This window comes from Mucilaginibacter gotjawali, assembly GCF_002355435.1.
Classification (GTDB): domain Bacteria; phylum Bacteroidota; class Bacteroidia; order Sphingobacteriales; family Sphingobacteriaceae; genus Mucilaginibacter; species Mucilaginibacter gotjawali.
Genome location: NZ_AP017313.1, coordinates 3,381,882 through 3,395,348, shown reverse-complemented (window position 1 = coordinate 3,395,348; position 13,467 = coordinate 3,381,882). Strand labels below are relative to the sequence as shown.

7 protein-coding genes are annotated in these 13,467 nt (G+C 44.0%); all 7 read left to right on the top strand.

Features of this window, described 5'->3' with window-relative positions; all coding sequences use genetic code 11:
- Nucleotides 1-2: 2 nt before the first annotated feature.
- Complete coding sequence (locus tag MgSA37_RS15060; protein WP_096353039.1) at nucleotides 3-1,214, top strand: hypothetical protein; 1,212 nt, start codon at nucleotides 3-5, stop codon at nucleotides 1,212-1,214.
- A 1-nt stretch (nucleotide 1,215) separates the two neighbouring features.
- Complete coding sequence (locus MgSA37_RS15055; protein ID WP_096353038.1) at nucleotides 1,216-1,740, top strand: hypothetical protein; 525 nt, start codon at nucleotides 1,216-1,218, stop codon at nucleotides 1,738-1,740.
- Nucleotides 1,741-2,002: 262 nt separating this feature from the next.
- On the top strand, nucleotides 2,003-5,812 hold the full coding sequence (locus tag MgSA37_RS28825) for a PKD domain-containing protein (protein WP_197705995.1): 3,810 nt from the start codon (nucleotides 2,003-2,005) through the stop codon (nucleotides 5,810-5,812).
- 11 nt (nucleotides 5,813-5,823) lie between these two features.
- Nucleotides 5,824-9,729: a DUF6443 domain-containing protein gene (locus tag MgSA37_RS15045; protein ID WP_096353036.1), complete on the top strand. Its 3,906-nt coding sequence runs from the start codon at nucleotides 5,824-5,826 to the stop codon at nucleotides 9,727-9,729.
- A 38-nt stretch (nucleotides 9,730-9,767) separates the two neighbouring features.
- Nucleotides 9,768-10,139, top strand: coding sequence for a hypothetical protein (locus MgSA37_RS15040; RefSeq protein WP_096353035.1), 372 nt, complete (start codon nucleotides 9,768-9,770; stop codon nucleotides 10,137-10,139).
- A 428-nt stretch (nucleotides 10,140-10,567) separates the two neighbouring features.
- A complete protein-coding gene (locus MgSA37_RS15035) occupies nucleotides 10,568-11,647 on the top strand; it encodes an IS110 family RNA-guided transposase (RefSeq protein ID WP_096350128.1) in 1,080 nt (359 codons plus the stop codon).
- A 606-nt stretch (nucleotides 11,648-12,253) separates the two neighbouring features.
- Nucleotides 12,254-13,333, top strand: a complete 1,080-nt coding sequence (locus MgSA37_RS15030) for an IS110 family RNA-guided transposase (protein WP_096350128.1) — start codon at nucleotides 12,254-12,256, stop codon at nucleotides 13,331-13,333.
- Nucleotides 13,334-13,467: the final 134 nt, after the last annotated feature.

Below are 13,467 nucleotides of genomic sequence, written 5' to 3'. Positions count from 1 at the left end.
TCATGCTGGAGAAATATTACAGGATCAACCAGGCTGCGGGAGTAAACATCCACATCAGCAATGATGGTTCATTGGCTGTCAGTGCTTGTTTGGTTACTGTACAGGATAATCAACTGGAGATTGCTGAAAAAGCGCCTGACTTAAAAAGTTTTGAGGATCTCAAAACCCAGTTGCCGGCCAAATCCTACGTCGCGTTGAATCTATCGGGCAAGGGCGTCTTACATAAAAGGATAGAAAAGGTGAATGAGATAAACCAAAATAATTTCAATCTCCTATTACCCAACGGCAACCCGTCCGATTTTTATATTCAGCATTTTATTTCCGGAGAATACTCCTTTGTCTCCATTATTCGCAGGGCAGATGCTGATAAATGGATCAGCGGGTTAAATGCATTAGGATTCATTCCGTTAATGCTGAGCCTGGGGCCGTTCCCTGTACAAAATATTATTTCGCAATTGAATGTTTACGACCAGGAGGTGATCTTCAACGGAAACATTATACAGCGGAATGAGCAGGGTAACTGGATAAATTATCGGTTTGACGAATCAACATTAAGTCCCTTTGCCATAAAGGTAGAACTTGAAAGTATCCAGGAACAACTGGTTATCCCATATGCCGCTGCCTTTCAGCTGGTTTTGGCGGCAAAACTGGATATTATCCATGCGGAAGTGCCGGCGCTTGAAAATACCCTCAACCAAAAAATAGCAGACAATAAGCTAAAGGTTCAGGGTTTTATGGTACTGGCCGTATTGTTTGTCCTGTTGCTCATCAATTTTGTATTGTTTTCGTGGCTGGGGTCTTCCAACGCGCAACTAAGCGCCCGGGCAAGCCGTACCGCCCAAAGCACTATCGATATACAAGGGATCAGTGATACCATCAAACAAAAAGAAGGCTTGCTGCATATTTTAGGATGGGAAGAGGGCATCAATAAAAGCGCATTAATAGACCAGGTGGCCGCGATGCTTCCCCCTGAACTCAGCTGGAAGGAAGTTGCCATTGACCCTATCGACCTGAACACTACCCGCGCTCAAAAATCATTGGCTTTTTATAACCGCGAGATCAGGATTGTGGGCAATTCGGAAAAGATCATCCCGGTGAACGAATGGATCGCAAGGGTTAAAACAAAAAACTGGGTAAAGAATATCCAACTGGATAGCTATGCCTATAACAGCGAGTTAAACACAGGGCAATTTACCATAACCATTACTTATTGATATGCTGAAGCAATTGTCCATAAAAAGAGAATATTTGCTGGTAGCGGCCTCTATTTTGCTGCTGATCATCAGCTACCATTTGGCCTTTAAAAAGACGATTGAAGCCTGGCAGGAGCATAACCGTTTGAACAAAGAGCTAATGCAATCGGCAGGGGTAGACCTGCAACCGGCCTACCTGAACCGTAAAAACCATAACATCGGCCAAATTATCAATTTTTATAAAACAGATACCGTAGCGTTTCGCAGTAGTGCCATCAGCGCGATAGCCTCCATAGCTGAAAAAGAAAATGTAAAATTAAGCGAAGTGCCCACGCAGGATCCTATATATCATACCGATAAATTCATCATCCAGAAACTGGATTTTGAAGGGGATTATTTTGCACTCACACGCATGCTTAATCAACTGCAGGCCACCAAAGGGATAGGGGTATGCCGGTCGGCAACTTTTAGGGTGATAACTACCAGGACAACTGTTGCAGAAGTTAAAAAATTAGTGCTGGAAGTTTATTTGGAGACGGTGAAATAGTGCGTATTAATTTAAATATTTTTTTTTTAATGGCTTGCTTTATAAAAAACGAATACTTATTATTGTTTCATTAATCAAATAACGACTCTTTCCCGGGTTATTATTTGAAAAGTTCCTAAATACTCACAATTGACATGAAAAAAAATCATTTTTCCTTATTCTCAATTTTTTATTTTTAAGTTTAATTTCTTTCGCCCAAACAAGTGTCGTCAACGTTGATAAACCAACCGGGGCAGTTAGGGTAACCGTTCCGCTATACACCGTGAGCGTGGGAAATGTGTCGCTGCCGATAGCCTTATCGTACGGCACCAACGGGGTAAAAGCTACGGATATCGAGGGCAGCGCTGGCATGGGATGGAATTTAATTGCCGGCGGGGCAGTAACCCGCGAAGTGCGTGGTACACCGGATGATATACTTATTGATTTGGGGTATATGTCCCGGGCAGGGTGGATGAGTGGTACAGTAGGTAACACTATCAACAATATGACCATCTACAATAGTACTAATCCGCCTAATTATCCAATGGTGGCTGCTGATGTTAACTTTATTCATAACAATTTCGGTGACAACTCCGGTGCTCCTTCTGATACTGAGCCAGATATTTTCAATGTGAGTGCACCAGGTTTATCGGTCCAATTTGTCTTTGACAAGGACCATAATATCAGGACAATTCCTTACCAGGATCTTAAGATAGCTTATGCCTATAACAGTGCAGGGGAGGGGGCCATCACTTCCTTCACAATAACCAATGATCAGGGTATCACCTATGTTTTCGCTGCCGCAGAGTCAACTACAAAGAAGTCTGTAAATCCAGCTACCCCATCTTGGTTTAATACAGGCTACCAGGAATATATAGATGGAATAACCTATAACAGCGCCTGGCGCCTGACGCAAATACATGATCTGAATAATAATACGATCAATATCAACTATACCGCCGGAACGGAAATGCCTTCGACAAATAAAGTGCAGGTATACCTTAACGGCTACACAACGCCCACTACTTTGTACAGCGTATGGCAAAAAACAACACCGGAATTATTGTCATCTATAACTTACCAGGAGGGTAACGGAACTGGTTCACCTGTAACGGCGTTTAACTTTACCTATAATAATAATTCCTACACAAAAGCTTCTTATATAAATACCATAACCGGTTTTGGAAGGTCTTTCCAGTTTAATTATACGGCGAACGTTCACAGCGGTAACAACTTTACGCGGTATTTCCTGACGAATGTTACCGACCCAGACTGCAATACGCCTGTTAACTACACCTTTGCTTACAAAAACCTTGCTAACATGCCGGATTCATCAACGGTGAGCATGGATTATTGGGGATATATCAACAAAAATACGTCAAGTGTTTTATTGCCTACTGTTTGTGTTAATCCATCCAACACAAGCTATGACAGATATGCTGTTGGTCCGCTGTATAATCCTTCGGTTTATTCAATAAAACTGCAATCCAGTCTAACCGACGGTACAAACAGGGTTGTTGATACAGGTGCGGTACAAACAGGCTTATTAAACCAAATTAACTATCCTACCGGGGGGTACAGTATAATTTCTTATGAACCTAATACGATATATGCTTCAATCCTTGGCGATGATGTGTTAGGTGCAGGCGTTCGCGTTAAACAGATTTCCAGTTATGACGGTATCAACGCAAGCCCGTCGGTTACATCATACTCTTACCTGGATCCGACGAATTTTCAGTCAAGTGGTAAAGCCCTATCACTTCCCCAATATGCCTTCACCCAGGTTTATACCAGCTCTGAGGCTGACTCTGTTAAATGGCGAAAATCAACAGTAATATCCTTAAATGACCTTTCCCAGGACGACCATACTGTCATTTACAACTATGTAAAGGAAAGCCGGACCGGGGCCGGCAGTACTTTGTACCAGTTTAGCGTACCGGCTTCGCAATGGGATAGCAGTACACCCAGTGGGGCGCCTTCATGGAGCCCTACCATGACTTATAGCGGTTCGCCAACAACCAATACCATCGGTTTTATGAGCAACATTATGCGGAGTTACCCCTTCGTGCCAAGTACCAATTACGATTTTGAACGGGGCCTGCCGCTTGATATTACCAATTATGATAACAATAATAACAAAGTTAGCGAAACCACTTATACCTATAACACTCCGCAAACTCCGGTAACCATTACCGCATTTAAATACGACAGCAATACCAGTGCCGAAGAAAGCTATGGTAAATACTATATTTATACCACCGCAGGGCCGTTAACTACCCAGGTGGTAAGCAAACTGTACTCTGCTACCGCGCCAACAACTTACCGGCAAACCACATCAAACTATACCTACAGTGGCTCGATGTACAAACTTTCGCAGGAATCAACCACCAATAGCGATGGTACGGCTTACAACAAATACTTTAAATATGTAAAAGATTATACGGTAACTACCGCAGGTGACGGCATGACCCAGGCCCTGCTGAACCTGCAGGCGGCTAACGTAAACGCCCCGGTTGAGGAATATGCGCAGGTTACCCCCAGCGGAGGATCAGCAACTACCGTAAGCGCCGCGCTTACAACTTATGGCGTATTTACCCCATCGGGTTATAGCGGGTCGGGCCTTACGCTGCCGGCAGCATATTATAAAGTTTCAACGCCCGGAGGTATGACTTTAACACCTTCGTCTATCAGCACTGCAAGCCCCAATACTTTTGTATTTGATTCGGATTATATTAAGGTTGGACATGAACTTGCCTATGATTATTCGGGTTATCTGCTCAGTGCGGATAATGGATTCAGGGATACATCAACGGTGCTTATCGATCATAACAGTTTTCAGCCGGCGGCAACGGTATCAAATGCGCGCTATGATGAAATTGCTTTCAGCGATTTTGACAGTAATCTGCCCTACGTTAATTTTACCGGCACTACCACGCTCAGCAGCACCAGCCGCAGCGGGCAGTATTCTAATTCGCTGGCTGCCGGCGCTACGCTAACCAAAACCGTGAGCCGGAACCTGATGGCCGTTTATTATGTTGTTTCGGCCTGGGTGCAGCGTTCAACAACGCCTGCAGGTACTTTAACGGCAACGGTAGCCAGTTCAGATGGTACAGTAAGCCATTCGCAAAACAAAAGTTACGTGGCTACCACCGGTAACACCACTTTCCCGACAGGCTGGCAATACCTTGAGGTTAAAGTGCCCTTAACCAGCATTGCCACCAGTACCATCAACATTACCATCAGTTGCAGCACGGCTGTTTTAATAGATGATGTTTGGGCCTACCCTGATGTGTCTCAGGTGAGTTCGGTTACCTACGATCCGGTAGCATTTTTTAAAACTTCAGCCACCAATACCAATGGCGTAGCTTCCTATTTTAGTTATGATAAATTCGGCCGGATGCTTTATGCATTTGACCAGGACAAAAATATTGTTCAGCGAAAAATTTACGCCAGTGCTGCCAATGAAGCCAACTTTACTGCGCCTGCGCTAAGCGGCCCCGCATCCGCCTACAATAATATAAGCTCAACGTGGAATATGGCCGCACCTTCCTATAATACCTGTGTTACCGCCGCGGGCGTAACCTATACCTGGAATTTTGGCGATGGATCGGCAAAGGTGGTTACCACCTCCACTTCGCCGGTTAGCCATAGCTACGCAACAAATGGCAATTACACTATTACCCTTACTGCGTCTTCGCCGGCGTACGGCAGTAAAGCCTCAACACTGGCGGTTACGGTGAGTGCTCTTTCTCAGGTAAATCTAACCTACAATAACTATACCAGTGGCAGCTCAATAACCAGTGTAGTGTTTAAAAAGCACACAACCGGGGCTACAATTTATACGCTTACAACCGCTCAGTTGACCGCAGGCTATAATATAATACCCGATGTTTACGATATCACCATAAACACCACCGGGCCGCTGTATAATTCTGGTACCGGCCTGGGTTTCCTTACCATTGCTCTTACAGGCAACAACGGCTTGAGCAACTGCCTTAGTTACAGTTCAACCAACGTTATTACGGTTACGAGCGTAGATTTAACCTCTCAGCCAGCAGTGAATTTTAGTATGTATCACACCGTTTGCCCCTAAACCATCAGCAAATGAAAACCAACCTGAATCGTAAAACCAACACTTATCATATGTACCCCGGTATAACAAAATATATTTTCCTGACGGTTGCCGTCGCGTTAATCAGTTTTAAGCTGCAGGCCCAAAGCCCCGGTTATGTGCAGCAGGATGTAATAAAAGTAGCGGGCGTAAGCACCGATGCACAGATCAATGCGCTGCCGCTGGGTAGCATACAAACCACCCGGGTATTTATAGATGGGTTGGGCCGCTCCATCCAAACCGTTGCCCTGCAGGCCAGCCCGGTGAATAATAATGACATGGTAGCGCCGCAGGCTTATAATACCCTTGGCCAGCAAACGGCTGGCTACCTGCCGTATACGGATAATAGCGCGATAAACCCGTCGGGCAGTTTCCGCACAACGGCCATTGCCGACCAGCTAAGCTATTACGCAAATAGCGGCACCACCAGCAACCCCAACAAGGTGGCCAACGAAACTACTTATCCGTTCAGTCAGCAGCTTTTTGAGAATAGCCCGCTGCAGCGCGTTCAGTTTGCCGGGATGACAGGCACAGGTTTTCAACCCCAGTTATCAGGCAACCACTATAAGTCGGTTACCTACCGCCTTAACAATGCCACCCAGGACGGCAATATCCTGATCTGGAGCCTAAACGACACTTATACCAGCGTCAATTACTATGCGGATAATGCCTTATATGTAACCGACGGCATAGATGAGGACGGCGTGGAAACCCTGGCCTTTGCCGATGCGGCAGGCCACACGGTGCTGAAAAGGCAAAAGAATTCGGGTGTTAATATTGACACCTATTATGTTTACAACGTGGGCGGCCTTATCTCGTACATTATCCCGCCGCTGGCGCTGGCGAAAATGAGCACTGCACCAGCCGACTATAACCCGAATGATGCACCCGTAAGCACGATGGTATTTAAGTTTGTATACGATGCCATGGGCAGGCTGATAGAAAAAACCGTACCCGCCAAAGGCAAAATGAGCATTGTATACGACCCATTTAACCGGCCGGTGCTAATGCAGGATGCGCTGATGAACACTAACCACCAATGGAACTATATCCGCTATGATGCAAAGGGCAGGGCGGTAAGCCAGGGCATATATACTGATGCCAATGTAAACAGGCTGACCCGGAGCGCAATGCAAACCTACGTAAGCAGCCTGCCTTATGCCAATTACTACGAACTGCGGAACGCAACACAGTCCACGGGATATTATTCGGTGAGGGTTTTTCCTTCCGCCAATATTACCCCGCTGGCCTATGCTTATTTTGATGATTATAAACTGGCCACTTCTGCCACAGCTTTTACCTATGTGTCACAGGGGCTTACCAACGAAGAAGCCGCCACAACCGCCCCTGTAAAAGGGATGCCCACCATGGTGCGCAAAACAACCGTTGGCGCGGCCCTTAGCGGTGATTGGCTGCTAAGCGTTACTTTTTACGATAAACGCCTTAACCCGATACAAACCCAAAGCAATAATCAGCTGTATTATAAGTTAGATACCTTATCGGACTATAAAACAACAGTGCCGGACTTTATGGGGGTACCGCAAACAAGTTATGTGAAGAAAGTTACATCCGCCTCAACTACTACAACGGTGCAAACCAACCTTACTTACGATTACTTCTACCGGGTGAAAACCATTAGCCAAAGTTATAATGGCGGAGCCACAGTGACCATAGCGGCTTATACCTATAATGAAATGGGGCAGCTGGTACTTAAAAACCTTGGGCTGGTAAGCGGCACTACCTATTTGCAAAACCTGGATATGCGCTACAATATCCGAGGCATGCTCACCAGCATCAATAACAGTACGTTGACTGTTAATGCGTTAACCAACGGGGAAACAACCGATGTATTCGGGATGACGATATTGTATGACCAAAGCGACTCCAACCTGGGTAATACAGGGAAGTTTGACGGTAAAATATCGGCTGTTAAATGGATGAGCAAGGATGCCAGCGGCGCCAATAGTAACGAACGGGCCTATGTTTACAGTTACGACCAGTTAAACCGCTACACCGGCGCTGTTTATAGCGAGCGAAACACGCCGGGCACGGGGAGTTTTGCTACCAACGTAGGCGCGTATAACGAAACGATAGGGGCCACTGGCTACGACGTAAACGGCAATATTTTGAGCCTTACCCGTAATAGCCTGGTTAGCGGTGCGGTTACCGAGATTGACCATTTGGCCTATACTTACAATACTACGGCAAACCCAAACCAACTGCAATCCATCAGCGAAACCAACGATGCTAATCATAACAGCTATGGTTTTAAGTATATTGCGGCAAGTACAGGTAATTATTCGTACGATGTAAATGGCAATTTAACTGCCGACCCATACAAGGGGATCACCAGTATATCCTATAATTACCTTAACAAAACCAGCCAGGTAATGCTGTCTGCTACACAATACATCAATTATACCTACGATGCATCAGGTAACCTGATCCACAAAGAGGCGTATAAAAGCGGCTCCGCTACCATAGTAACCGATTATATCGATGGCTTTGTATTTAACAATACCAGCGGTAGCACCGCGCTGGCCTATTTTGCCGCGCCGGAAGGTAGGGTGCTGAACAATGGCAGCGGGGGCTTTACCAATGAATACATTATTACCGACCCGCAAGGCAATGCCAGGATAAGTTTTAACAATACCGGTACCGGCGGTACGGCCAAAGTAATACAGGAGAACAGCTATTACCCTACAGGGCTTACATTTGCTAACAGCCCGGTAAGCCTGCCTACCACGCCAAACAAAAACCTGTATAACGGTGGCAGCGAATGGCAGAACGATTACAGCAACCTGCCCGATTATTACCAAACTTTTTACCGCAATTATGATGCGGCCATAGCCCGCTGGGTAGCTGTTGACCCTGTTGCCGAAAGCGCTGAAAGCATGACGAGCTACCAGTATGCAGGCGATAACCCGGTGATGAAAAATGACCCAATGGGAGATTTGATACCAAATGAATATGCCGATCCGAGTTATTCTCCATCGCGGCATGCTGCTGGTGGTTTTGGCGGCGGAGGTTCGTGGGGTATGTGGGCGCTTTATAACGATGATCAGACAGGTATGAGTTACGAAGCAGAAGCTAGTGCAGCTGTTGTTGTAAGAGATTATGGCAGTGGCGGTGGGGGCTTCGGTAGCACAGAGGATCTACTTGCTTCCATAGATTATATTGATTCCCATAGTCAATATGGAGGACATAGTTCGGGTTTGGGCTCTGAATCTTTATTTACATCAGATAAAGACGTTTTAACGGCAGGAGCTGGCTATTTGGATAGGTTTAATGCTTGGGGCACTCAAGGATTTGCCGCAAATTACGCATCGGCAGTGTTTGCCTATGATATAAGTCGTCCTACAGGAGCACCCGTAATTAATACAGAACAATCTCACTTTCTGCAGGTAACACATTTTTATCATTATACCGACGGAAGTGCTTATACGGTTGATGGGAATAGTGCTACCGGTATGATTTATGACGCTAGCGACCCTGAAGGAACTGCTTTTCAAAATGGGTTACTTCAGAAAAGTATAAATGCTAACGCAGATCCAATAGATCACGCTGAAGACGTATTTAGAACGATTGGTGAGGCAGATGGTGGAATAGCAATTGCCAAGGGGCTAAGAAAGATGAACGGGTTGGCGGAATCTGGTGTCTTGAAAACTCTGGGCGATGTAACTGGCGTTGCAGGCGCCGTCAATAGTATGCGTAAAGGATATAATGAATGGCATACGAATAAAGCCTTATCTGTGTTACATTGGGGTGAAGCATTAGGGCAAGGTCTTTTTATGGTTTTTGGTGGTGAAGAATTTGAACTTGGGTTCAACTTAACTGTAATGGCGTTCGATACGGGAGTTGACTATTACGAGCATGGTCACAATAATGGCGGCGAATAGGTTGAACAAACCATATTTTTAAATTATATAAAAACTCTATGATAATTTTGGATTTTTTAATTTACAATCTTGCAAGCTGGTATCAAGATCACAGAAACCAACTGAAATGGAGTAAACCGGTTGAAAGAGCCGTTTACGTAGCAGGGATTATTACAACGTTATGGTCGTTTAGTTTCTGGATTGGGGTTAATGCATTTTTGCATAAAGCTAAAACACTCAATATTCCATTTATTCCTTTTTTAATTGTAGGGTTGGTTTCTATTCAACTTTATAAATATATTTATGATAGAAAAGGGCGATACGAACGAATTGTTATTTCCTTAGACAAGCCATTTAATGTTAGTCCGAAAGTTGGTCAATGGGTGTCCATCGGTTTCCTTTTTTTTCAATGGTTGTTCCGATGCTGCTAACAATGATTTTTGCCTAACTTATTTTGCGATTTCTATCACCAATTCAGGCGCGAGGTGTGCCGTGAATTACGAGCCTAGGTATAAAGGTAAGTAAATGTTGTACAAAAGATGGTAGTAGGCCTACCACAGTCGCTGTGCAAGCGGAGGCTGTAAACCCAATTCAGGCGCGAGTGTGTGGCGCAGGCCAAAGAGGTGGGGCACTCATATCTTTGTAAAGATAATCAAACAGGGCTAACGGCAGTACTTTGACTGGGCGTTAAAAATACCAATAATGGATATTGAGCACGAGGATAACCTGCCATTAGTTTTCTTTTTACCAAGCCTGGACAGTACTTAAGGATAGTACATTGCGTATTAATCCTGTATGAAACATGAGTAAAGGCAGTATAAAAAGATCCTGTATTTGTACACCTTAATTGTAAAATCTTATGTTAAAGTATTCACTTGGCATGGATGCATCTATGAAAGATATTCATGTCTGCCTTTCGGTAATCGACTCAAGGCAACAGGTAAAAGTAAAAGCCAGCAGTAAATTTGCTAACGACATGCAGGGGTTTAAAGACCTGCTTGTATGGCTATCCCGTCACAAAAAGGAATCAGACATTCCTTTAGTTAACGTGATTGAAGCTACCGGTGTATATTACGAAGCATGTGCCTTGTTTTTGTTTAAGGCCGGATTTGACGTTGCCGTTGTATTACCAAACAAAGCCAAAAAGTATTTACAGGCACTGGGGCTTAGATCGAAGAATGATAAAATAGATGCAGCAGGACTTGCCCGTATGGGTGCTGAGCAATGCCTGGAATTGTGGCAGCCCATGGATGAGTTCTTTTATACACTTAGGGCAATGACCCGTCATCATCAAAGTCTTCAGGAACTCAAAACCAATATCAATAATCAGCTTCATGCCGATGAGCATAGTATTTACAGCACTAAAGCCGTAATCAAACAGCTTAAAAAACTGATTGCTACAATTGAAAAGCAGCTTAAAGAAACCGATCAGAGCATCCATGACCATCTTTACAGCAACGATGAGGTAGGCCAAAGAGTGGATCATATTATTGACATAAAAGGGTTAAGTTATATGACAGTGGCAGTAGTGCTTGCGGAAACAAACGGTTTTGCCTTGTTTAAATCTGCATCGCAACTGGTCAGGTATTCGGGGTATGATATAATTGAAAACCAATCCGGCGGTCATCGAGGAAAAACCAAAATATCCAAAAAAGGCAACAGCCACATCAGGCGCGCCATGTATATGCCGGCATTTAATGTGGTCCGATACGAAAAAGGAAATTTTAAAACCTTCTTTGAGCGGATACTTGCACGGCATCATCAAAAAATGAAAGCCTATGTAGCCGTACAAAGAAAATTACTGGTAATGATCTATACGTTATGGAAAAAGAATGAAGCGTTTAACCGCGATGCCAAGATCAATAAATTCGGAAATGAGGAGACGGCGCCTTCTTTCGCTTTGACCGAAGGTCAACTTAATGAAGTAGCCCCGGCATAACCAGGGCTACACAAGATAGTCATCCGTCAACGTATCAACGTATGCCTTCTTTCGCTATACAAATTTAATAGAAAAAATATCATGGAAAAAACTTGCTTTTTAAGACAGTACCTCGTGCCCTGCTGACAGGTAACCAACCATAACAATTTTGCATTGTTGATTTAACTATCGTATTTTTAAACCTCAATGAGCCGCAAATACAAATTCCACGATCAGGATAAACTTTACCTCTGATGTCTGTAGTATATAGCAACAAAATTGTACGGGTGACATTTATTAAATTCCATTTGGCGGAAGGAAAGGCTTCAGTTTCTTACTGAAAACTATTGCTCCCCAATTCAGGCGCGAGTGTGTGGCGCAGGCCAAAGAGGTGGGGCACTCATATCTTTGTAAAGATAATCAAACAGGGCTAACGGCAGTACTTTGACTGGGCGTTAAAAATACCAATAATGGATATTGAGCACGAGGATAACCTGCCATTAGTTTTCTTTTTACCAAGCCTGGACAGTACTTAAGGATAGTACATTGCGTATTAATCCTGTATGAAACATGAGTAAAGGCAGTATAAAAAGATCCTGTATTTGTACACCTTAATTGTAAAATCTTATGTTAAAGTATTCACTTGGCATGGATGCATCTATGAAAGATATTCATGTCTGCCTTTCGGTAATCGACTCAAGGCAACAGGTAAAAGTAAAAGCCAGCAGTAAATTTGCTAACGACATGCAGGGGTTTAAAGACCTGCTTGTATGGCTATCCCGTCACAAAAAGGAATCAGACATTCCTTTAGTTAACGTGATTGAAGCTACCGGTGTATATTACGAAGCATGTGCCTTGTTTTTGTTTAAGGCCGGATTTGACGTTGCCGTTGTATTACCAAACAAAGCCAAAAAGTATTTACAGGCACTGGGGCTTAGATCGAAGAATGATAAAATAGATGCAGCAGGACTTGCCCGTATGGGTGCTGAGCAATGCCTGGAATTGTGGCAGCCCATGGATGAGTTCTTTTATACACTTAGGGCAATGACCCGTCATCATCAAAGTCTTCAGGAACTCAAAACCAATATCAATAATCAGCTTCATGCCGATGAGCATAGTATTTACAGCACTAAAGCCGTAATCAAACAGCTTAAAAAACTGATTGCTACAATTGAAAAGCAGCTTAAAGAAACCGATCAGAGCATCCATGACCATCTTTACAGCAACGATGAGGTAGGCCAAAGAGTGGATCATATTATTGACATAAAAGGGTTAAGTTATATGACAGTGGCAGTAGTGCTTGCGGAAACAAACGGTTTTGCCTTGTTTAAATCTGCATCGCAACTGGTCAGGTATTCGGGGTATGATATAATTGAAAACCAATCCGGCGGTCATCGAGGAAAAACCAAAATATCCAAAAAAGGCAACAGCCACATCAGGCGCGCCATGTATATGCCGGCATTTAATGTGGTCCGATACGAAAAAGGAAATTTTAAAACCTTCTTTGAGCGGATACTTGCACGGCATCATCAAAAAATGAAAGCCTATGTAGCCGTACAAAGAAAATTACTGGTAATGATCTATACGTTATGGAAAAAGAATGAAGCGTTTAACCGCGATGCCAAGATCAATAAATTCGGAAATGAGGAGACGGCGCCTTCTTTCGCTTTGACCGAAGGTCAACTTAATGAAGTAGCCCCGGCATAACCAGGGCTACACAAGATAGTCATCCGTCAACGTATCAACGTATGCCTTCTTTCGCTATACAAATTTAATAGAAAAAATATCATGGAAAAAACTTGCTTTTTAAGACAGTACCTCGTGCCCCGCTGACAGGTAAC

Coding starts and splice junctions, on each gene's coding strand:
- MgSA37_RS15060 (WP_096353039.1), top strand. CDS start 3: ATGCTGGAGAAATATTACAGGATCAACCAGGCTGCGGGAGTAAACATC.
- MgSA37_RS15055 (WP_096353038.1), top strand. CDS start 1,216: ATGCTGAAGCAATTGTCCATAAAAAGAGAATATTTGCTGGTAGCGGCC.
- MgSA37_RS15045 (WP_096353036.1), top strand. CDS start 5,824: ATGAAAACCAACCTGAATCGTAAAACCAACACTTATCATATGTACCCC.
- MgSA37_RS15040 (WP_096353035.1), top strand. CDS start 9,768: ATGATAATTTTGGATTTTTTAATTTACAATCTTGCAAGCTGGTATCAA.
- MgSA37_RS15035 (WP_096350128.1), top strand. CDS start 10,568: ATGTTAAAGTATTCACTTGGCATGGATGCATCTATGAAAGATATTCAT.
- MgSA37_RS15030 (WP_096350128.1), top strand. CDS start 12,254: ATGTTAAAGTATTCACTTGGCATGGATGCATCTATGAAAGATATTCAT.